The sequence below is a fragment of the Stenotrophomonas sp. 57 genome (assembly GCF_030291075.1).
Lineage (GTDB): Bacteria > Pseudomonadota > Gammaproteobacteria > Xanthomonadales > Xanthomonadaceae > Stenotrophomonas.
The window spans coordinates 3,990,820-4,011,281 of the sequence record NZ_CP127407.1 but is presented as its reverse complement, the minus strand read 5'-3'; the positions used below and the strand labels follow the sequence as shown (position 1 = coordinate 4,011,281).

Sequence of the window (20,462 nt, the reverse complement as noted above, 5' to 3'; positions counted from 1 at the left end):
CCGTTTAACAACCGCCATGGCACCGTGCGAGCCACGTAGTCATGCAGACGGGAGTTGTGGATGAGTACCGAGAAGAAAGCCGATTTCTCCGGCGTCAGTGCCAGCGTCGACAGTACCGCCGAGCAGGTGCCGAAGGCGGACTTCTCCGGCGTCAGCGCTTCGGTGGACAGCACCGCCGAGATCGTCAGCGGTGGCACCTACACCGTGCAGAAGGGCGACTCACTCTCGAAGATCGCCAAGCAGCATCTGGGCGACGCCAACGCCTGGAAAAAGATCTTCGAAGCCAACCGCGACGTGCTCGACGACCCGGACAAGATTTTCCCGGGCCAGACCCTGAAGCTGCCGCCGAAGTAAGCCGGCGATCGAACGCCGTCCGACAATCCCTGGGAGGAACCCCGAATGATCAAGACCACCCCGCTCCAGACCGCCCTGATCGCCGCCCTGCTGGGCAGCGTTGCCCTGGTCGGTTGCAAGAAGAAGGAAGAGTCGACCGACACCAACGCGGCTCCGGCCGCCACGGCCCCGGCCGAGCCGGCAGCGCCGGCACCGATGACCGGTGCACCGCCGCCGATGGCGGAAGCTGCTGCGGTCAGCGTCTCCACCGTCACCGTGGGCAAGACCGCGGCCGCCGACAAGTCGGTCGCTCCGGCTGCACTGTTCTCGCCGAAGGATGACGTCATCGTCTCGGTCAAGACCGATGGCGCCGCCAACAACGTCAATGTCCGTGCCAAGCTGACCTTCCAGGACGGCCAGGTGGCCGGCGAACAGACTGCGACCCTGAATGCCAGCGGCGCGGAGACCACCAACGTTACGTTCAAGAATGCAAAGGGCTGGCCGGCCGGCAAGTACCGCGCCGAGGTCATGGTCGATGGCAAGGCGGCTGGAACGCCGCAGGAGTTCGAGGTCAAGTAAGTCCTGCCGACTCTCTCCCGGCAGGACTCACGATGGACGCAGCCGCGAGGCTGCGTCCTTTTTTTATTGGGCGATGGCTGGCGTCATCATCCACGCCATGCGTGAATGCGTGAATGCGTGAATGCCTGGATGCGTGGGCAGGCGTGCATCCGATGCATGTGGCTGGATCACAGCGTTGCTGCCGTGCAGTACCGCCGCGTATGGCGCGGCTTTGCCCCGCGCGGCTGAAAACGCGACAATGCAGGGGTTTCCCCGCCGCGCGCCCACCCTGACCGCGGCGGGGGAAAGCGACACGGTTGCACGTGGCCCGGCGCTGGCGCCGGCCTTCCCCTGAGCATTGCTACAGAGTCCAAGTCCCCCATGTCCAAGATTCTCTACACGCTGACCGACGAAGCCCCGTTCCTGGCGACCCAGTCGCTGCTGCCGATCGTCGACGCCTACACCGCCACCGCCGGCATCGTGGTGGAAACCCGTGACATCTCGCTGTCCGGCCGCATCCTCTCGCAGTTCCCGGAACTGCTGTCCGATGCGCAGAAGGTCAGCGACGACCTGGCCGAGCTGGGCCAGCTGGCGACCACGCCGGACGCCAACATCATCAAGCTGCCGAACATCTCCGCCTCGGTGCCGCAACTGAAGGCGGCCATCAAGGAACTGCAGGACCAGGGTTACCCGCTGCCGGATTACCCGGAAACCCCGGCTGACGACCAGCAGCGCGACTACAAGGCGCGCTACGACAAGGTCAAGGGCAGTGCAGTGAACCCGGTGCTGCGCGAAGGCAACTCCGATCGCCGGGCACCGCTGTCGGTGAAGAACTACGCGCGCAAGCACCCGCACCGCATGGGCGCCTGGGCGTCGGATTCGAAGTCGCACGTCGCGCACATGGCCGCCGGTGATTTCTACGGCAGCGAGAAGTCGGCCACCCTGGCCAACGCCGGTTCGCTGAAGATCACCTTCCACGGCAAGGATGGCAGCGCCGTCGTGCTGAAGGAAAAGATCGCGGTCAAGGCCGGCGAGATCGTCGATGCCGCGGTGATGAGCCGCAAGGCGCTGGCCGCGTTCATTGGTGAGCAGATCGCCGATGCCAAGGCCCAGGGCGTGCTGTTCTCGCTGCACCTGAAGGCGACCATGATGAAGGTCTCCGACCCGATCATGTTCGGCGTGGCCGTCAACGAGTTCTACAAGGACGTGCTGGCCAAGCACGCCGACGTGCTGAAGCAGGCCGGTTTCGATGCCAACAACGGCATCGGTGACCTGGCCGCGCGCCTGCCGTCGCTGCCGGAAGCCACCCGCGCCGCCATCGAAGCCGACCTGGCTGCCGAGTACGCACAGCGTCCGGGCGTGGCCATGGTCAATTCGGACAAGGGCATCACCAACCTGCACGTGCCGAGCGACGTGATCGTCGACGCCTCGATGCCGGCGATGATCCGCGACTCCGGCAAGATGTGGAATGCCGAAGGCAAGCTGCAGGACACCAAGGCGGTCATTCCGGACCGCTGCTACGCCGGCGTGTACCAGGCCGTCATCGACGACTGCAAGGCGCACGGTGCCTTCGACCCGGCCACCATGGGCTCGGTGCCGAACGTCGGCCTGATGGCGCAGAAGGCCGAAGAGTACGGCTCGCACGACAAGACCTTCCAGATCGCCGCCGACGGTGTGGTCAAGGTCACCGACGAGGCCGGCACCGTGGTGTTCGAGCACGCCGTGGAAGCCGGTGACATCTGGCGCATGTGCCAGACCAAGGACGCGCCGATCCAGGACTGGGTGAAGCTGGCCGTCGAACGCGCCCGCCTGAGCAGCACCCCGGCCGTGTTCTGGCTGGATGCCGCCCGCGCGCACGACGCCCAGGTCATCGCCAAGGTCGAGACCTACCTGAAGAACCACGACACCAGCGGCCTGGACATCCGCATCCTGCCGCCGGTGGAAGCGACCGCGTTCTCGCTCGACCGCATCCGCAAGGGCGAGGACACCATCTCGGTGACCGGCAACGTGCTGCGTGACTACCTCACTGACCTGTTCCCGATCATGGAACTGGGCACCAGCGCCAAGATGCTGTCGATCGTGCCGCTGATGGCCGGTGGCGGCCTGTTCGAGACCGGTGCCGGTGGTTCGGCCCCGAAGCACGTGCAGCAGTTCGTCGAAGAGGACTACCTGCGCTGGGATTCGCTGGGTGAATTCCTGGCGCTTGCCGCATCGCTGGAACACCTGGGCAACCGCTACGACAACGCCGCCGCCCGTGTGCTGGCCAAGGCGCTGGACGAAGCCAATGGCCTGTTCCTGGACAACGACAAGTCGCCGTCGCGCAAGCTGGGCGGCATCGACAACCGTGGCAGCCACTTCTACATCGCGCTGTACTGGGCCCAGGCCCTGGCCGCGCAGGACGAAGATGCTGCGCTGAAGGCTCGCTTCGCACCGCTGGCCAAGGCACTGACCGACAACGAGCAGAAGATCGTCGACGAGCTGATCGCGGTGCAGGGCAAGGCCGTGGACATCGGCGGCTACTACCGTCCGGACCTGGCCAAGGCCGGCAAGGCGATGCGCCCGAGCGCGACCTTCAACGCCGCGCTGGAGCAGCTGCGCGGCTGATCCCCCGTCGCCCGCTTGACCCCGGAACCCGCGCTTCGGCGCGGGTTTCTTTTTTGCCTCCGGGGGGCGGACCCCGCTGCCCGCAGAGGGCTCCGACCCCATCCCCCCAGCGTCCAGAACCGTGAAATCCGTCAGCCGTCGTAATGCCGTCAAGAGGGCATGAAACTTGCCCGCGATGGCCGTCGCAGAACCGATAGGACACGGTCTGCAACCGCCCTCAATCTGAGCAGTCGATCACGACGGCTGCCGCTGGCGATGTCCTAGCCTTGGCGACGCGAGGCCACCGGGGAGGTGGCCGCACGGGGAACACCGATGGCACGCGTGCTGGTAGTGGGAACCGACATCCAGGGCGAGCAGGCCCTGCTGCAACGGCTGCGCGTGGCGTCGGCGCTGCCCGATGGGCAGATCCGCCGCAGCCAGGATCTGGATGACTGCGATCTGCTGGTCATCCGCGATACGCCGGCGCTGCGCAATGCGGCCCTGCGCATGCGCCAGCAGCGCCCGCGGTTGCAGTGCTGGATCGAGGACCTCGGCGGCCAGCTGCGCGACGGCGATGGCCACCAGGACGTACTTGATGACGGTGCCATCGGCCGCGCGCTGCGCGGCATGCAGTTGCCCACGGAGCCGCTGGCCATGCACGCACCTGCACCGATCCGCCTGGCCGATGGTGCACACGCCATCACCCGCCTTCTGCGCCAGCGGCTGCCGCTGCGCCAGGGCCAGGCATTGCTGGGTGACGCAGGCGAGCCGCTGCTGCTGATGGATCTGGAACAGGACCAGGCCGTGTTGCTGCAGGAGCCTGCCGCTGCGCTGGTGGAACGCTTGGCTGATGCCTTCGAGCGCCTGCAGCTCGATGCTCTGACAGCGGCGCGCCTGCAGGCCCTGGGTGGCGAACGGCCACGCCAGCCACTGCGGCCGTTGCTGTGGCAGTGGGCACAACGCAGCCGCCATTGGCAGGCGCTGGACGAGCGCCTGCGCAGTGCTGCGGTGAAGCTGCTGCGCTGGCCCGACTTCCGCGTGCTGGGCCATGACCACGATGGCTTCCGCCTGTGCTCGCTGCTGCTCAAGCGCGCGTGCACGGTGGACGAGTGCGCGATGCTGCTTGATCTGCCGCCTGCGGCCGTGCGCGACTTCATCCATGCCGCTTACCTGTGCGGTTACGCGCAGCTGCAGGCCGCCCCAGCGACGCCCATGGCTGTGCGCACCGCCGGCACGGAAAGCGGCCTGCTCGCCCGCCTGTGGCGGCACCTGCGCGGGAGCGAGCGCAATGCGTGAGCACAAGGTGGTGGTGCTGGGCGGCATGGGCAGCGGCAAGTCGACCCTGGTGCGCAGCATCGCGGCCGGCGCAGTGGTGGATACCGATGTGGCCAACAGCGATCGGTTCGGTGCCGACAAGGCCTCCACCACCGTGGCGCTGGACTATGCCGACATCGACCTGCCCAACGGCGAGCGGCTGCGCCTGTATGGTACGCCGGGCCAGCAGCGCTTCGACTTCCTGTGGCCGATCCTGCTGCAGGGCGCACGCGGCGCCGTGCTGCTGCTGGATGCGCGCCGCGCGGGCGTGGCTGCCGAACTGGAAGACTACCTGCAGGTACTGCGCCCGTTCGCATCGTCGTTGGCGCTGGTGGTGGCCATCACCCACCTGGACCAGGCGCCGCAGGCGGCCGTGGACGACTGGGCCGCACGTGCCCGCCTCGATGATCAGCCGCTGCCCTTGCTGGCGGTGGATGCCCGCGACCGCGAACAGGGATTGCTGCTGATGGATGTATTGATGGGCGAGATGGAAGCGCACGCACTGGTGGCCGCGCATGGCTGACGGGCAGGTGGCGGTACTGCCTGACGCCGGCCAGCGTGAGCGCCTGCAGCCGCTGCTGCAGGACCTGCGGCAGCGGGTCGAAGGCGTGCGCACGGTAGTGCTGGCCAGTGTCGATGGCTTTGCCCTGGTCAGCGCCGGTGCCGAGGGGCGCGGCGAGCGGCTGGCGGCGATGACCAGCGCGATGCTGGCTCTGGCCGCAGCGGTAGGGCGCGAACTGGTACTGGGCGATCTGCAGACGCTGATGCTGGAGGCCGCAGGCGGCAAGGTGCTGATGCTGGCGGTCCAGGCCGAAGGACGCGCGCCGCTGCTGCTGATGGCGGCCTGCGACCAGCGCACCGTGATCGGCCAGGTGCTGTGGCAGAGCAGGGAATGTGGCCAGGCGATCCTGGCCGAACTCGGCGGATCGTGAGCCCGTCCGCAGGGAAACGTGGGGCTCGAACCATTCCTGAAAGGGGAGCGACGTGGCTGGATTGACTGAATCGTTGAACGCACTGATGGGCATCGACGGCGCGCAGGCCGTGGCGCTGGTCGACTACGAAAGCGGCATGCTGCTGGGCGAAGCCGGTGCCGGCATGGACATGGAAGTGGCCGCCGCCGGCAACACCGAAGTGATCCGCGCCAAGATGAAGACTGCTGCATCGCTGAACCTCAACGACACGATCGAGGACATCCTCATTTCGCTGGGCAAGGCGTACCACATCATGCGCCCGGTGGCGAAGAAGAAGGGACTGTTCTTCTACATCGTGCTGGACCGTACCAAGTCCAACCTGGCATTGGCCCGGCGCAAGGTGCAGGACGTGGAGGCCGAGCTGGCGATCTGAGCCACCGGCTTCCGTAGAGCCGGGCCCACCCGGCTGCGCTTTGCAACTGTAGAGCCGAGCCATGCTCGGCTGCTCCTGCCTGGATCAGCCGAGCATGGGCTCGGCTCTACACAAGCCACCCCACGCCAGCGTATGGTGAAGCCGGTCCTACCGGGTGAGCCACGCATGTCCGAGCCTGACATCGCTGCCGAGCTGGCGACGCGCATTGCCAACGTCATCCGCGATGGTTTCGAGCAGTACCACGCCCGCTTCGCGGCGATCACCGCCCGTGCGCGGCAGCGCTTCGAGCAGCGCGACTGGGCCGGTGCCCGCCGGGATGCAGTCGAGCGCATCGCGCTGTACGACCTGTGCGTCGCCGAGCAGATGGATACGCTGCGCCGCCTTGCCGGCGAACGGATCGGCGAACGCACGCTCTGGCTGCAGGTGCATGCACAGTACAGCGCGCTGCTGCAGGGCCCGATCGATGCCGAGCTGTACAAGACCTTCTACAACACACTGTCACGGCGCCTGTTCGCCACCCGTGGCGTAGATCCGGCGCTGGAGTTCATCGCCTTCGATGTCGAGCCCTCGGACGCCATCACCCATCCGGTCGCGCGGCATACCTACGCCGTTTCACCGACGCGGCCGGTGGAGGCGCTGCAGCGGGTGCTGGCCGATTACCGGTTCGATATCCCCTATGCGCACCAGCTGCGCTGTGCCGCGGCGATCGCGGTGCGCCTGCAGGATGACCTTGCCCATTGGGGCGATACGCCGGTGCGCAGCATCGAGCTGCTCGACACCGTGTTCTATCGCGAGCGCCGCGCCTACCTGGTCGGCCGCGTGTTCGGCGAGCATCGCTTCTCGCCGTGCGTGATCGCGCTGGTCAACGACGAGCGCGGCCTGCGCGCCGATGCGGTACTGACCCGGCGCCGCGACGTGGCCCATCTGTTCGGCGTGTCGCGCAGCTATTTCCAGGCCAACCTGGCCACGGTCGGCGACGCGGTGGTGTTCCTGCGCAGTCTGCTGCCGGGCAAGCCCATCGATGAGATCTACACCGTGCTGGGCCGCGCCAAGCAGGGCAAGACCGAGCGCTACCGCACCTTCTTCCGCCACTTCAACGAGCATCCGCAGGAGCGGCTGGTGCATGCCGAGGGCACGCCGGGCATGGTCATGGCGGTGTTCACCCTGCCCAGCTATCCGCTGGTGTTCAAGCTGATCCGCGACCGTTTCGCGTGGCCCAAGGCGATGTCGCGGCAGCAGGTGGAAGAGAAGTACGCGCTGGTGTTCAACCTCGATCGCGTCGGCCGCCTGCTCGATGCACAGCCCTATCGCCACCTGCGCTTCCCGCGTGAGCGCTTCGCACCAGCGCTGCTGGAGGAACTGCTGCAGCAATGCGCGCAGAGCGTGCGCGTCGATGGCGATGAGGTGGAGATCGCGCTGTGCTATGTGCAACGCCGCTTTCGTCCATTGAACCTGTACCTGCGCGAGCAGGGCGGTGAGGCGGTGCGCGCGGCGGTACTCGACTACGCGCAGGCGATCACCGACATGGCGCGCAACAACATCTTCCCCGGTGACATGCTGCCGAAGAACTTCGGCGTATCGCGGCATGGTCGCGCTGTGTTCTACGACTATGACGAGCTGTGCCTGGTCAGCGACTGCGTGTTTCGTGCCTGGCCGCAGCCGCGCACGCCGGAGGAGGCGATGGCCGACGAGCCCTGGTTCCATGTGGGGCCGCGCGATGTGTTCCCCGAACGCTTCGGCCCGTTCATGGGCCTGCCTGCCGGCGAGCTGGCGGCGCTCCGCGAGCACTACCGGCACCTGTTCGACCCGGCCTGGTGGCAGGGTCTGCAGGGCCGTTTTGCCCGTGGTGACTATCCGGATACGCCACCCTATGCAGGCACGCACCGGTTGGCGTAGCCACGCCGAACTGTCCCGGATGTGAAGACTGCGCTACGCTCAGCACTCATCACCAAGGATCCGGCAATGATGCGTTCCCCCCTGTTCCTCGCTCTCGCGTTGGCCGTTGGTGCCGGCGCTCCGCTGCTTGCCGGCGATGCCAGTGCGCAGACCACGCGTGCCGTGCGTGCCACCGCAGAGATGAGCATGGTGCTTTCCGGCAGTATCGATGTCACTCCGGAGGGCGTGGTCAGCGCGCTCGTGCTGGACCAGAAATCGACACTCACGCCGAGCATCGCCTCCTTCGTCGAAGGCACCATCGGTGGCTGGCGCTTCGAGCCCACGCTGCGCGATGGCAAAGCGGTCGCGACCCGTTCGCCGATGCGGGTGCGCCTGCGAGGGAAGTCGATGGCCGACGGCGGCTACGAAGTCAGCATGACCAGTGTCGATTTCAGTGAATATGATCCGAAGGCCACCGACTCGGTGACCCGCAAGCGCATGACCCCGCCGCGCTATCCCGAAGACGCGTATCGCAACGGCGGGCAGGGCGAGGTGCTGCTGGCGCTCAAGGTGGCGCGTGACGGTACGGTGGCCGATGTGATCGCCGAGCAGGTGAACATGACCGTGGTCGGCCCGGAACGGACCATGGCCAAGATGCGCGACATCCTGGCCAAGGCCAGTATCAGCAGCGCCCGCGGCTGGACCTTCAATCCGCCGACCACCGGCGAGGACAGCACCCGCGACAGCTGGACGGTGCGCGTTCCCGTGAATTTCGCCCTGGGCGACGACCGCAACGCAGGGCTGGAGCGCTATGGCCGCTGGCGTGCCTTCATTCCGGGCCCGCGACAGACCGTACCGTGGCGCAAGGCGGACGCGATCGAACAGGCCGGCAGCGATCTGCTGCCCGAGGGCGGCGTCTACATGGTGGACGGTGCCAAGCGCGGGCTGCGCCTGCTGACGCCGCTGGAGCAGGGTTGACGATCATTGCAGGGCCGGGCAGCCCGGCTCTGCGTCAATCGGCGTAGGGGTAGACCACCACCCGGTTGCGGCCCTGCTCCTTGGCCATGTACAGCGCCTTGTCGGCCAGCCGCAGCGCCTGCTCGGCGTCGGTGTGGAAGCTTGGGAAATGGGCCACGCCCAGCGAGACGGTGATGGTGCCGACCGGTTCAAACGGATGGTCGGCAATGCGCTGGCGCAGGCGCTCACCGGCCTGTCGCGCCGACTCGGCGCTGATGCCCGGCAACAGCAGCAGGAATTCCTCGCCACCGGCGCGGCAGAGGATGTCGCTGTCGCGGGAGTAGCGGCGCATCTGGTCGGCGATATGGACGATGGCGGTGTCGCCGACATCATGGCCGTGGTTGTCGTTGATCGACTTGAAGCGGTCGATGTCCAGCGCCAGGATCGCGAACGGGATGCCCTGCACCTGCAGGGCGTCCAGCGCCTGCTGCAGGCCGCGGCGGTTGAGCAGGCCGGTCAGCGGGTCGGTGCGGCTGGCGCGGTTGAGCGTGCCGATGCGGTCCTGCAGCGCATTGAAGCTGTGCAGCACCGCCTGCTTGAGCTGGGCCACCTCGAAATACCACGCGCGGATGCCGCTGACGTGGCTGATCGCGTTGCCGGTATCCTCGCCGCCCTGCACGTTGCGTGCGAGCTGCCACAGCGGCATCGAGATGCGACGGGCGAACCACCAGGTGATCAGCAGCGACAGCAGGCCCAGCGGGATCGCGTTCCAGATCACGGCGGTCATCAGCCTCGAAAGCGGCTGCAGCGTGGCCTCGGTCGGCCGCTGGGCGATGATGCCCCAGCCGGTGGCCGCCACCGGTGCATAGCCGGCCAGCATCGATACGCCCAGGTTGTTGCGCACCTGCTGCGCGCCGCGCTCACCACGCACCACGGCCTTCACTGCAGGATTGCCGACCACGTAGTCGCCCACCCGCTTGCCATCGGCGTGGTACAGCAGCCGGCCATGACGGTCGACCACGTACAGGTAAGAGCCGTCGCGGTAATAGTGCTTGCCCAGCAGCGTGTGCAGCGCGCTGCGCTGGCGCAGGTACAGGGTGCCGCTTACATAGCCGCGATAGCGACCCTGGCGGTCGAAGATCGGGTGCGACAGCGACACCAGCAGCTTGCCGGTGGCCGACTGGTACGGGTCGCTGATCATCGGCTGGCGCGCGGCGAGCGCGGCGTTGTTGCCCACGCTGTGCAGCACCTCGCCCTGCAGCTGCAGGGTCTGCGGCGAGGTGGCGATGACCAGGCCATCGGCATCCACCACCAGCGAGGAATTGAAGCTGTTGGTCTGCAGCTGCAGGCGGCTGGCCTCGTCCTGTGCCTGCGCCGGATCGAGGTTGCCCTGGCCGAGCCGGGTGGCGGCGTAGGCCAGTTCCTGCTGGGCGGCCAGCAGGAAGTTCTGGGTGGTCTCGGCCAGCTTGGTGGCATAGACGCGGTTCGCTTCAAGGGTGTTTCCAACCAGCTGGTCGCGCTGTACCCGGTAGCTGGCCAGCAGGGTGTTGGCCAGCGCGATGATGGCACTGAGCAGGGCCAGGGCGAGGATCAGCTTGCCCAGGTTGAGGCGGGGAGACAGCGTTCGCATGCGTCGACGGATCCGGCAGGAGGCTGGACCCGACCGGTACTCCGGAAGGGGCGACAGCGGGAATCGGTGGCCAGGCCCTCGGGGCCGAACAGGGCATCGGGCGGATTATCGCCAAAACCGGGCGGCGGTGAAATGAAGTGGGTCACCCTGCAGGCAAAAAAAAACCTGCCGCACGCGGCGGCAGGCTTCTTCAAGCGCAGCGTTGGGTTCAGCGCTTCATCGAACCGAAGAACTCGTCGTTGGACTTGGTGTTCTTCATCTTGTCCAGCAGGAATTCCATCGCGGCCATTTCATCCATCGGATGCAGCAGCTTGCGCAGGATCCAGATCTTCTGCAGCAGCTCCGGTTCGATCAGCAGGTCTTCGCGGCGGGTGCCGGAACGGTTGATGTCGATGGCCGGGAACACACGCTTTTCAGCGATGCGACGGCTCAGGTGCACTTCGCTGTTGCCGGTGCCCTTGAACTCTTCGTAGATCACCTCGTCCATCTTCGAGCCGGTGTCGACCAGCGCGGTGGCGATGATGGTCAGGCTGCCGCCTTCTTCCACGTTGCGCGCGGCGCCGAAGAAGCGCTTCGGGCGGTGCAGGGCGTTGGCGTCCACGCCACCGGTCAGCACCTTGCCCGAGCTCGGCACCACGTTGTTGTAGGCGCGGGCCAGGCGGGTGATCGAGTCGAGCAGGATCACCACGTCCTTCTTGTGCTCGACCAGGCGCTTGGCGCGTTCGATGACCATTTCGGCCACCTGCACGTGGCGCGCGGCCGGCTCATCGAAGGTCGAGCTGATGACCTCGCCGCGCACGGTGCGCTGCATTTCGGTCACTTCTTCCGGGCGTTCGTCGATCAGCAGCACGATCAGGTGCACGTCCGGGTGGTTGGTGGTGATGGCCGTGGCGACCTGCTGCATCATCATGGTCTTGCCGGCCTTCGGCTGGGACACGATGAGCGAGCGCTGGCCCTTGCCCTGCGGTGCCATCAGGTCGAGGATACGGCCGGTGATGTCTTCCGACGAACCGTTGCCGCGCTCCAGGGTGAAGCGGCGGCGCGGGAACAGCGCCGTCAGGTTCTCGAACAGAACCTTGTTCTTCGACGCTTCGATCGGCTCACCGTTGATGGTGTCGACGATGTTCAGCGCGAAGTAGCGCTCGCCGTCCTTCGGGAAGCGGATGCGGCCGGAGATGTGGTCGCCGGTGCGCAGGTTGAAGCGGCGGATCTGGCTGGGCGAGATGTAGGTGTCGTCCGGGCCGGCCAGGTAGCTGGCTTCGGCCGCGCGCAGGAAGCCGAAGCCGTCCGGCAGGATTTCCAGCACGCCGTCGGCGGCAACGCCGTCACCATGGCGGGTCAGCACCTTCAGCAGGGCGAAGATCACATCCTGCTTGCGGGCGCGGGCCACGCCTTCGGAGATCTGCAGCTGCTCGGCGATTTCCAGCAGCTTCTGTGCCGGCATGCGCTTGAGGTCGCTCAGCGAATAGACCGGGAAGCCTTCCGGCACGTTGGCGTGCGGGCGCGGCACGAAGGGCTGCTGCTCGCCGCCGTCGTTGGGCATGCCGTCGTCGCGGAAGCGGTTGTTGTTGCGGTCACGGTCGCGACGGTTGCGGAAGCGGTCACGGCGGTTGCCCTGGCCTTGCCCCTGGCCCTGCTGGCCGTTCTGGTTGTACGGGTTCTGACCCTGGTTCTGGCCACCGCCCTGGTGGTTCTGCTGCCGCGGCTGGCCGGATTCGCGACCTTCACCACCTTCGCCGCCGCCACTGCTGGCAGGGGCCTCGGCGGCGGGCGCGCTCGGTGCGGGGGCGGGGGCTGGTGCCTCGGGCGCGGCGGCCAGCGGCAGGGTCGGCTGCGCCGGAGCGGCGCTGGTTTCGGCGGCTGCCGGGGCGGCGGCCTTGCTCACGCGGGGCTTGCGCACGCGCTTTTCGGCGGGCGCATCGGCGCTGCCGGTTTCGGAAGTGTTATCGGACAAGAGCGTTATTCCTCGCTTGAAGGTGCGAGCGCCCGGCTGGGGCGGCGAACGTTGGGAATGGGTCTGGAAGAAACTGCGTCCAGAGGGTGCGGCACGCGAACGCGGCCGGATGTGCCGACACTATCATCGGCCTGCGGCGCCGTGCAAGGGCTGCCGGGAACAACATTCATCATGGACGCGGGGCGTCCGCCGGCAGCCGCGGGCCGCGGCTGCCGGAAAACGGCAGGATCAGGCCAGGGCCTTGTCCAGCAGGCCGGCCAGCTGGGCCTTGCCCACCGCACCGATCTGCTCGCCGACCTTCTCGCCGTCCTTGAACACGACCAGGTAGGGGATCGAACGCACGTGGTACTTGGCGGCCAGCGCACGGTTGTGATCGACGTTGACCTTGGCGATCTTGGCGCGGCCCTGGTAGGCGTCGGCCAGTTCGTCCAGCGCCGGGGCGATCATCTTGCACGGGCCACACCACTCGGCCCAGAAATCGACCAGCACCGGTTCCTTGGAATTCAGCACTGCGCTATCAAAGTCGGCGTCGCCGACATGTACAACCTTGTCGCTCATCTTGGTTTCTCGTCTTGGATTGCACCCGGCCATGCCGGAGGTGGGTGAACTGGGCCATGCCCGGTGGCGCGACCCTCGTCGTTGCCTCGCGGCACACTGCCGCGGTGCGTTCGGCGTGATGCCTGGACGCTCACGGCCGGCAGTGTACCCCTATCGCAGGGCGGGGACAGGCGCCGGCTGGAACCCAGCGTATCGTGATCGCTTCGAAGCTCGGTATGTGTCGGATTTCACTGTCTTCCCGAAGATGGGGGTGGCAGCGGGCGACACCAGTAGGCCTGGCCAGACCGTTCAAGTCCGGTGTGGCTGGGTGAAGGCTAGGCGTCTCCTGGCCTGCTGAGACGCGCCATTCCGGTTTGCCGGCCCGAGTGCGTTAAACTGGGCCATTGTGCGGCGTGCGGACCGGGTGGTCCCAGCCTGCCAACCCGCCGCAGGGGCCGCAGTTTGCGACGGTGCCCCTAGACGATGAAGTGCCAGCCGCCCCACGGGCCGGCGGCCATACCAAGACGGACTCATGAGCGACAAACCGCTGACCGATTTGACCTTCTCCTCCTTCGAGCTGCATCCGGCCCTGCAGGCCGGCCTTGAAGGAGCCGGATTCACCCGCTGCACCCCGATCCAGGCGCTGACCCTGCCGGTCGCGCTGCCCGGCGGTGATGTTGCCGGCCAGGCCCAGACCGGCACCGGCAAGACCCTGGCCTTCCTGGTCGCTGTCGTGAACCGCCTGCTGACGCGTCCGGCGCTGGCCGACCGCAAGCCGGAAGATCCGCGCGCCCTGATCCTCGCCCCCACCCGCGAGCTGGCCATCCAGATCCACAAGGATGCGGTGAAGTTCGGTTCCGACCTGGGCCTGCGTTTCGCCCTGGTCTACGGCGGCGTGGATTACGACAAGCAGCGCGAACTGCTGCAGCAGGGCGTGGACGTGATCATCGCCACCCCGGGCCGCCTGATCGACTACGTCAAGCAGCACAAGGTGGTCTCGCTGCATGCCTGCGAGATCTGCGTGCTGGACGAAGCCGACCGCATGTTCGACCTCGGCTTCATCAAGGACATCCGCTTCCTGCTGCGTCGCATGCCGGAGCGGACCACCCGCCAGACGCTGCTGTTCAGTGCCACCCTCAGCCATCGCGTGCTGGAGCTGGCCTATGAGCACATGAACGAGCCGCAGAAGCTGGTGGTCGAAGCCGAGACCATCACCGCTGCCCGCGTGCGCCAGCGCATCTACTTCCCGGCCGACGACGAGAAGATCCCGCTGCTGCTGGGCCTGCTGTCGCGCAGCGAAGGCGCGCGCACCATGGTCTTCGTCAACACCAAGGTATTCGTCGAGCGCGTCGCCCGCGCGCTGGAAAAGGCCGGCTACCGTGTCGGCGTGCTGTCCGGCGACGTGCCGCAGAAGAAGCGCGAGAGCCTGCTCAACCGCTTCCAGAAGGGCCAGCTGGAAATCCTGGTGGCCACCGACGTGGCCGCGCGCGGCCTGCACATCGACGGCATCAAGTACGTCTACAACTACGACCTGCCGTTCGATGCCGAAGACTACGTGCACCGCATCGGCCGCACCGCGCGCCTGGGTGAAGAGGGCGACGCGATCAGCTTCGCCTGCGAACGCTACGCCATGGGCCTGCCGGACATCGAGGCCTACATCGAGCAGAAGATTCCGTCCGAGCCGGTCACCAAGGAACTGCTGACGCCGTTGCCGCGTCCGGAACGCCCGGCCCCGGCGGCAGGCGAGGAAGGCGAGGACAACGAAAGCGTCGGCCAGATCTTCCGCGAGGCGCGCGAAGCCCGCGCCGCCGAGGAAGAGCGTCGAGGCGGTGGCCGCAGTGGCGGCCGTTCCGGTGGCCGCGGTGGTCGCGACGGCGAGCGCAGCGGCGAGCGCCGTCCGCGTGGCCCGCGCAAGCCGCGCGTGGAAGGCGAACAGGGTGCAGCCGCGCCGGTCGCCGGTGCCGAAGGCGCCGCTGCCCAGGCCCCGCGTCCGCCGCGCCCGCCGCGTGCCGAAGGCGCACCGGAAGGTGCAGTGGACGGCGCGCACAAGCCGCGCAAGCGCCGTCGTCGTCGCCACGGCCGTCCGGTCGAGGGTGCCGAGGGCGTGCAGGCCAATACCGGCAACGGCGCCAGCCCGGTCACCCCGGTGCAGGTGGTGGCCAAGCCGGTGCGCACGGCCGCTGATACCGGCGATTCGTTCCTGACCCGCATCGGCCGCAAGATCCGCCGGATGCTGTCGGGCAGCTAAGCCGCCGGGGGTGGGTGCGGACCTTGGTCCGCACTGGGCCGAGCATGGGCTCGGCTCTACAGCCCCCATGCCGCCCTGCAGAGCCGAGCCCTATGCTCGGCTGCTCCTGCGGCTACCGCCAATCGCCCCACCATCTCCACGACGTCGCGCCGCTCCTGCATAATCGGGGCATGAGTGTCCTGCGCTTCGACAATGTCAGCAAACAGTACGCCGGTGGCCACGAGGCGCTGACCGATGTCAGCTTCGAGGTTGCGCCGGGCGAGATGCTGTTCGTCACCGGCCATTCCGGTGCGGGCAAGAGCACCCTGCTCAAGTTGATCCACCTCGACGAGCGGCCCAGCCGCGGCGCGGTGGTGTTCGATGAGCGCAACCTGCTGAAGGTGCGCGGCGGCGACATTCCGCGCCATCGGCGTGCGGTCGGCGCGGTCTACCAGGACCATCGCCTGCTGATGGACCGCTCGATCGCCGAGAACGTGGCGCTGCCGCTGATCCTGCGCGGCACCCGCCGTGGCGACATCGGCAAGCGCGTGCGCTCGGTGCTGGAGCGGATGGGCCTGGGCCATCGCGAGAAGGCGCTGCCCTCGCAGCTGTCAGCCGGCGAGCAGCAGCGCGTCGGCATCGCCCGCGCCATCGTCGGCGAACCCAAGCTGCTGGTGGCCGACGAGCCCACCGGCAACCTCGACCCGACCCTGGCGGCGGAGATCATGGCCCTGTTCGCCGAGCTGCCCTCGCGCGGCACCAGCGTGCTGGTGGTCAGCCACGACCTGCCGCTGCTGCGCCGCATGCGCAAGCGGGTGCTGATCCTCGACCACGGCCGGCTGGTGGATGACATCTCGCCGCAGGACCTGGCGGAGTAACACATGGCGAAGAACGAAAACAGCGAAGCCGCCGCCCCCTCGCGCGTGGGCGTCTGGTTCCAGCACCACGCGCACAGCGTGGTGTTCAGCCTCGGCCGTGCCTTCCGCAAGCCGTGGGCGACCCTGCTGACGGTGATGGTCATGGCGCTGGCGCTGGCCCTGCCGCTGGGCCTGTCGATCGCGCTGGACAACCTCAAGCAGTTCGCCGGCAGCGTGCAGCAGTCGCGTGACATCAACGTGTTCCTGAAGGGCAACGTCGATGGCCCCGGCGCGCTGCGTCTGGCCGGCCAGCTGCGCGACCGCGATGACGTGGCCGAAGTGAACGTGCGCACGCCCGAGCAGGGCCTGCAGGAACTGCGCGATGCCGGCCTCGGCGAGGCGATCGACGCCCTCAACGACAACCCGCTGCCCTCGCTGCTGGTGATCACCCCGGGCCAGGGCAAGGACGACGCACGCCTCGCGCGCGCGCTGGAAAGCCTGCCCGAGGCCGACCTGGTGCAGCACGATGCACTGTGGCGCCAGCGCCTGGATGCCTGGCTGGCATTCGGTGCACGGCTGGTGCAGGTGCTGTCGGTGCTGCTCGGCGTCGGCGCCGCGCTGGTGGTCGGCAACACCGTGCGCCTGGACATCCAGGCCCGCCGCGAAGAGATCGGCGTGCTGCAGCTGCTCGGCGCCAGTGATGGCTTCATCCGCCGCCCGTTCCTGTACCTGGGCGCGTGGTATGGCCTGGGTGCCGGTGCGGTGGCGCTGGCCCTGATCGGCGCCGCCGGTGCCGCGCTGCGCGTGCCGCTGGCCGAACTCTCGCGCAGCTATGGCAGCCCGTTCGTGCTGCACGGCCTGGACCTGCTGCATGGCGGCCTGGTCCTGCTCGGCACGCTGCTGCTGGGCTGGCTGGGTGCGTGGCTGGTGACCGGCCACTTCCTGCGCCAGACACGCCCGACCGACACCTGAGACCGGCATGCAACCGCAAGCGCTGAAGCACCTTGAAGGGCCCGCGACGCGGGTGATGGTGGTCGATGGCTCGAAGCTGGTGCGCAAGCTGATCGCCGACGTGCTGAAGCGCGACCTGCCCGGCGTGGACGTGATCGGCTGCGACAGCATCGAGGACGCGCAGCAAGCGCTGGCGCAGGGCCCGGTGGACCTGGTGACCACCTCACTGACGCTGCGTGATGGCGACGGCCTGGCGCTGGCGCGGATGGTCCGCGAAGCCGCTGGCCAGGCCTATGTGCCGGTGATCGTGGTGTCCGGCGACGCCCAGCAGCACCTGGAGCAGCGCCGCTTCACCGAGTACGTCACCGACTATTTCGACAAATCGCTCGGCCATGAAGCGCTGGCGACCTTCATCCGCGGCTACGTGCAGCCGCAGACCATTCCCGGCGCCACCATCCTCTACATCGAGGACAGCCGCGTGGTGGCCGAAGCGACCAAGCGCATGCTGGAACGCCAGCAGTTGAACGTGCTGCACGTGGTCAGCGCCGAAGAGGCGTTCACCCTGCTCACTGCCGAGTCGCTAGGCCGCAGCCGCCACCGCATCGACCTGGTGCTGACCGACGTCACCCTGAAGGGCGAACTGAGCGGCCGCGATGTGGTGCAGCGCGTGCGCGTGGACTTTGGCTACGGCAAGCGCCGCCTGCCGGTGCTGGTGATGACCGGCGACGGCAACCCGCACAACCAGACCGGGCTGCTGCAGTCCGGTGCCAACGACCTGGTGCTCAAGCCGATCGAAGAACGGCTGCTGGTCACCAAGGTGCTGTTCCAGCTGCGGCTGGCCCGATTGAACGATGGACCCCTGATTCGATGATGGATGAAGTAGCCGACACCCCGACGATCCAGCTGGAACCGAGCTGGAAGCAGCATGTCGGCGATTACCTGCTGCAGCCGCAGATGCGCGAGCTTTCCAGCTTCCTGCGCCAGCGCAAGGCCGCTGGTGCGGCAGTGTTCCCGCCTGGCCCGCAGATCTTTGCTGCGTTCGACGCCACGCCGTTCGAGCAGGTAAAGGTGGTCATCCTCGGCCAGGACCCGTACCACGGCCGAGGCCAGGCCCATGGCCTGAGCTTCTCGGTGCCGCCGGGCGTACCGGTCCCGCCGTCGCTGCTGAACATCTACAAGGAGATCGAGAGCGATCTCGGCCTCCCGCGCCCGGACCACGGCTGCCTGATCCCGTGGGCGCAGCGCGGCGTGCTGCTGCTCAACGCCGTGTTGACGGTGGAAGAGGGCAAGGCCGGCGCGCACCAGGGCCGTGGCTGGGAAGGCTTCACCGATCACGTGGTGGACGTGCTCAACTGCGAACGCGAAGGCCTGGTGTTCATGCTCTGGGGCGCCTATGCCCAGCAGAAGGGCAAGGTGATCGACACCCGGCGCCATCGCGTGCTGAAGTCGCCGCACCCGTCGCCGCTGTCGGCCCACCGTGGCTTCCTTGGGTGCCGGCATTTCTCGATGGCCAACGAGTACCTGCAGCGCCGCGGGCAGGCCCCGATCGACTGGTCGCTTCCGCCGCGCTCGGCGCTCTGAGCACGGGCGGGGGCCAAGCCTGAACACCGGGCAACGTTTCTGGTCCTGAATGGGCCTTCTGGACGGCCCGTTCAGCTCCGCTTGACCGGAATCGGCCGGTTTATGGTGGGTAATTGGTTGAATTCCAAGGGATTGTGAATCCCGAAAAGCGTGCTCGCCACTGTCATCAAATCGCGCTACGGTAGGGCTCTGTTTGGGACCAGTGTTGCATCAATAGGATGCTGGAACTTTTTCCTCCTTTAGCAGTCCAAATCCCGGACTGCTAAGATGGGTGCCTATGAGCCAGAACACCTCTACTGCCCTTGTGGCAAACAATCTCCCGATTCCCAGTGCGCTCGGTTCGCTGGACGCCTACATCGGTGCCGTGCACCAGATCCCGGTGCTGTCGGTCGATGACGAACAGGACCTGGCCCGTCGTTTCCGCGACGGTGACGATCTGGACGCCGCACGTGAGCTGGTGCATTCGCACCTGCGCTTCGTGGTGCACGTGGCCCGCGGTTACAACGGCTACGGCCTTGCGCTGGGCGACCTGATCCAGGAAGGCAACATCGGCCTGATGAAGGCGGTCAAGCGCTTCGACCCCGACATGGGCGTGCGTCTGGTGTCCTTCGCCGTGCATTGGATCCGTGCCGAAATGCACGAGTTCATCCTGAAGAACTGGCGCATCGTCAAGGTCGCTACCACCAAGGCGCAGCGCAAGCTGTTCTTCAACCTGCGCAAGTCGAAGACGCGCCTGGGCTGGATGAACGCGGCTGAAGTCAGCGCGGTGGCCAAGGACCTGAACGTGTCCGAGCGCGAGGTCATGGAAATGGAATCGCGCCTGTCCGGTCGCGATATCGGTTTCGATGCGCCCACCGACGAGGACAACGAACATGCGCCGCCGTCGCCGGCCGCGTTCCTGGTTGCCAACGACGAAGACCCGTCGATGGCCTATGAGCGTGCCGACAGCGAAGACAACCAGATGCAGCTGCTGCGCGAAGGCCTGGCCGAGCTGGATGCCCGTTCGCGCGACATCATCCGCCGCCGCTGGCTGGATGCCGACAGCAAGGTGACGCTGCAGGAACTGGCCGACGAATACGGCGTGTCGGCCGAGCGTATCCGCCAGGTGGAAGCGAACGCGCTGAAGAAGATGAAGGCGCTGTTCACCGCGTAAGGCGGGGTGGCGTTGAAGCAGAGAAAAGGCCCGGCACTGCCGGGCCTTTTTCGTTTGGTTGGGTTCATCCACGCATGGCGTGGGTCTAAGGTAGAGCCGCGCCATGCGTGGATGCCGGGCACTGATACTGCGTCATGGCATCGGCTTTCCCGTCGTTTGCATCAGAGCCCAGACCGGGATAGAGGCGTGCTGCCGGAAGTCGATCGTGTTGAAGGTCGCCAGACCCGCCAGCACCTGCAGTTCCCGGCTGAGCGCCGAGCGCTGAATGGCCAGAGTAGGGGTGGCAAAGCGCGCGTAGCCGCCGCGGTTCCAGTCGTACACATGGATGCCGCGCGAAGCCATGGCCACACCGTCATCGTCCCGGGGAACCTTCATGTGCGTGATGGCCCTGCCAACCACCGGCAGCTCCATCAACATCATTTCGATATCGAAGATGTCCACCGCCGCTTGACTCAGAAGCGCGGCAGGGATGTCTCCCTCGCCTGCGGTGACGAATGCCGCCACGGCGCCGGTCTGGTCCACGCCCAGCCAGACGCAATCAAAGCCATCCGGATATTCCTGATGTTGGCGCATTCTGCTTCCTCCCGTCCCTGAAGCCGCGACACTTC

The 20,462-nt window shown here is 67.1% G+C and carries 19 protein-coding genes; 15 read left to right on the top strand and 4 right to left on the bottom strand.

Features of this window, described 5'->3' with window-relative positions; genetic code table 11:
• Positions 1-60 precede the first annotated feature (60 nt).
• From QP512_RS18460 to QP512_RS18420, 9 genes are all read left to right on the top strand, one after another.
• On the top strand, positions 61-354 hold the full coding sequence (locus QP512_RS18460) for a LysM peptidoglycan-binding domain-containing protein (RefSeq protein ID WP_005411287.1): 294 nt from the start codon (positions 61-63) through the stop codon (positions 352-354).
• 45 nt (positions 355-399) lie between these two features.
• Positions 400-912: a hypothetical protein gene (locus tag QP512_RS18455; protein ID WP_286070154.1), complete on the top strand. Its 513-nt coding sequence runs from the start codon at positions 400-402 to the stop codon at positions 910-912.
• Between the two features lie 360 nt (positions 913-1,272).
• Positions 1,273-3,495: an NADP-dependent isocitrate dehydrogenase gene (locus QP512_RS18450; protein ID WP_286070153.1), complete on the top strand. Its 2,223-nt coding sequence runs from the start codon at positions 1,273-1,275 to the stop codon at positions 3,493-3,495.
• Positions 3,496-3,807: 312 nt separating this feature from the next.
• Complete coding sequence (locus QP512_RS18445) at positions 3,808-4,770, top strand: hypothetical protein (RefSeq protein ID WP_286070152.1); 963 nt, start codon at positions 3,808-3,810, stop codon at positions 4,768-4,770.
• The gene (locus tag QP512_RS18440; RefSeq protein ID WP_286070150.1) at positions 4,763-5,311 is read left to right on the top strand and encodes an ATP/GTP-binding protein; all 549 of its coding nucleotides are present in this window, start codon (positions 4,763-4,765) and stop codon (positions 5,309-5,311) included. Before QP512_RS18445 ends, QP512_RS18440 begins: the two co-directional genes overlap by 8 nt.
• Entirely contained in the window at positions 5,304-5,720 is a 417-nt protein-coding gene (locus QP512_RS18435) for a roadblock/LC7 domain-containing protein (RefSeq protein WP_286070149.1), read from the top strand. The genes QP512_RS18440 and QP512_RS18435 overlap by 8 nt, the downstream gene beginning before the upstream one ends.
• A 52-nt stretch (positions 5,721-5,772) precedes the next feature.
• Positions 5,773-6,132, top strand: coding sequence for a hypothetical protein (locus QP512_RS18430; protein WP_006473505.1), 360 nt, complete (start codon positions 5,773-5,775; stop codon positions 6,130-6,132).
• Between the two features lie 165 nt (positions 6,133-6,297).
• Positions 6,298-8,028 carry a bifunctional isocitrate dehydrogenase kinase/phosphatase gene (gene aceK, locus QP512_RS18425; RefSeq protein ID WP_286070146.1) on the top strand — a complete coding sequence of 577 codons (1,731 nt, stop codon included), beginning with the start codon at positions 6,298-6,300 and terminating at the stop codon, positions 8,026-8,028.
• 66 nt (positions 8,029-8,094) lie between these two features.
• Positions 8,095-8,985: an energy transducer TonB gene (locus QP512_RS18420; RefSeq protein ID WP_286070145.1), complete on the top strand. Its 891-nt coding sequence runs from the start codon at positions 8,095-8,097 to the stop codon at positions 8,983-8,985.
• A gap of 34 nt (positions 8,986-9,019) precedes the next feature.
• Here the strand turns inward: QP512_RS18420 and QP512_RS18415 are convergent, their stop codons facing one another.
• The 3 genes from QP512_RS18415 to trxA form a co-directional block, all read right to left on the bottom strand.
• Positions 9,020-10,594, bottom strand: coding sequence for a sensor domain-containing diguanylate cyclase (locus tag QP512_RS18415; RefSeq protein WP_286070144.1), 1,575 nt, complete (start codon positions 10,592-10,594; stop codon positions 9,020-9,022).
• A gap of 208 nt (positions 10,595-10,802) precedes the next feature.
• On the bottom strand, positions 10,803-12,548 hold the full coding sequence (rho, locus tag QP512_RS18410) for a transcription termination factor Rho (RefSeq protein ID WP_005414668.1): 1,746 nt from the start codon (positions 12,546-12,548) through the stop codon (positions 10,803-10,805).
• A 228-nt stretch (positions 12,549-12,776) separates the two neighbouring features.
• A complete protein-coding gene (trxA, locus tag QP512_RS18405) occupies positions 12,777-13,106 on the bottom strand; it encodes a thioredoxin (RefSeq protein WP_005411275.1) in 330 nt (109 codons plus the stop codon).
• Positions 13,107-13,617: 511 nt separating this feature from the next.
• Between trxA and rhlB the strand changes: the two genes are divergently transcribed.
• The 6 genes from rhlB to rpoH all read left to right on the top strand — a co-directional run bounded on the left by rhlB (position 13,618) and on the right by rpoH (position 19,854).
• Positions 13,618-15,333, top strand: a complete 1,716-nt coding sequence (gene rhlB, locus QP512_RS18400) for an ATP-dependent RNA helicase RhlB (RefSeq protein WP_286070140.1) — start codon at positions 13,618-13,620, stop codon at positions 15,331-15,333.
• Positions 15,334-15,503: 170 nt separating this feature from the next.
• Positions 15,504-16,190, top strand: coding sequence for a cell division ATP-binding protein FtsE (gene ftsE / locus QP512_RS18395; RefSeq protein ID WP_111112972.1), 687 nt, complete (start codon positions 15,504-15,506; stop codon positions 16,188-16,190).
• Positions 16,191-16,193: 3 nt separating this feature from the next.
• Positions 16,194-17,141 carry a permease-like cell division protein FtsX gene (ftsX, locus tag QP512_RS18390; protein WP_099555248.1) on the top strand — a complete coding sequence of 316 codons (948 nt, stop codon included), beginning with the start codon at positions 16,194-16,196 and terminating at the stop codon, positions 17,139-17,141.
• Positions 17,142-17,148: 7 nt separating this feature from the next.
• Entirely contained in the window at positions 17,149-17,991 is an 843-nt protein-coding gene (locus tag QP512_RS18385) for a response regulator (protein WP_049428991.1), read from the top strand.
• Positions 17,988-18,701: a uracil-DNA glycosylase gene (ung, locus tag QP512_RS18380; RefSeq protein WP_286070135.1), complete on the top strand. Its 714-nt coding sequence runs from the start codon at positions 17,988-17,990 to the stop codon at positions 18,699-18,701. Before QP512_RS18385 ends, ung begins: the two co-directional genes overlap by 4 nt.
• A gap of 277 nt (positions 18,702-18,978) precedes the next feature.
• Positions 18,979-19,854, top strand: coding sequence for an RNA polymerase sigma factor RpoH (rpoH, locus tag QP512_RS18375; protein ID WP_286070133.1), 876 nt, complete (start codon positions 18,979-18,981; stop codon positions 19,852-19,854).
• Between the two features lie 132 nt (positions 19,855-19,986).
• On the opposite strand, the gene QP512_RS18370 is transcribed toward rpoH, so the two are convergent.
• Entirely contained in the window at positions 19,987-20,427 is a 441-nt protein-coding gene (locus QP512_RS18370) for a hypothetical protein (protein ID WP_286070132.1), read from the bottom strand.
• Positions 20,428-20,462 lie beyond the last annotated feature (35 nt).

Excerpts from the sequence above, each read along its gene's own strand:
- QP512_RS18460 (WP_005411287.1), top strand. The coding sequence starts at position 61 with ATGAGTACCGAGAAGAAAGCCGATTTCTCCGGCGTCAGTGCCAGCGTC.
- QP512_RS18455 (WP_286070154.1), top strand. The coding sequence starts at position 400 with ATGATCAAGACCACCCCGCTCCAGACCGCCCTGATCGCCGCCCTGCTG.
- QP512_RS18450 (WP_286070153.1), top strand. The coding sequence starts at position 1,273 with ATGTCCAAGATTCTCTACACGCTGACCGACGAAGCCCCGTTCCTGGCG.
- QP512_RS18445 (WP_286070152.1), top strand. The coding sequence starts at position 3,808 with ATGGCACGCGTGCTGGTAGTGGGAACCGACATCCAGGGCGAGCAGGCC.
- QP512_RS18440 (WP_286070150.1), top strand. The coding sequence starts at position 4,763 with ATGCGTGAGCACAAGGTGGTGGTGCTGGGCGGCATGGGCAGCGGCAAG.
- QP512_RS18435 (WP_286070149.1), top strand. The coding sequence starts at position 5,304 with ATGGCTGACGGGCAGGTGGCGGTACTGCCTGACGCCGGCCAGCGTGAG.
- aceK (WP_286070146.1), top strand. The coding sequence starts at position 6,298 with ATGTCCGAGCCTGACATCGCTGCCGAGCTGGCGACGCGCATTGCCAAC.
- QP512_RS18420 (WP_286070145.1), top strand. The coding sequence starts at position 8,095 with ATGATGCGTTCCCCCCTGTTCCTCGCTCTCGCGTTGGCCGTTGGTGCC.
- QP512_RS18415 (WP_286070144.1), bottom strand. The coding sequence starts at position 10,594 with ATGCGAACGCTGTCTCCCCGCCTCAACCTGGGCAAGCTGATCCTCGCC.
- trxA (WP_005411275.1), bottom strand. The coding sequence starts at position 13,106 with ATGAGCGACAAGGTTGTACATGTCGGCGACGCCGACTTTGATAGCGCA.
- rhlB (WP_286070140.1), top strand. The coding sequence starts at position 13,618 with ATGAGCGACAAACCGCTGACCGATTTGACCTTCTCCTCCTTCGAGCTG.
- ftsE (WP_111112972.1), top strand. The coding sequence starts at position 15,504 with ATGAGTGTCCTGCGCTTCGACAATGTCAGCAAACAGTACGCCGGTGGC.
- ftsX (WP_099555248.1), top strand. The coding sequence starts at position 16,194 with ATGGCGAAGAACGAAAACAGCGAAGCCGCCGCCCCCTCGCGCGTGGGC.
- QP512_RS18385 (WP_049428991.1), top strand. The coding sequence starts at position 17,149 with ATGCAACCGCAAGCGCTGAAGCACCTTGAAGGGCCCGCGACGCGGGTG.
- ung (WP_286070135.1), top strand. The coding sequence starts at position 17,988 with ATGATGGATGAAGTAGCCGACACCCCGACGATCCAGCTGGAACCGAGC.
- rpoH (WP_286070133.1), top strand. The coding sequence starts at position 18,979 with ATGAGCCAGAACACCTCTACTGCCCTTGTGGCAAACAATCTCCCGATT.
- QP512_RS18370 (WP_286070132.1), bottom strand. The coding sequence starts at position 20,427 with ATGCGCCAACATCAGGAATATCCGGATGGCTTTGATTGCGTCTGGCTG.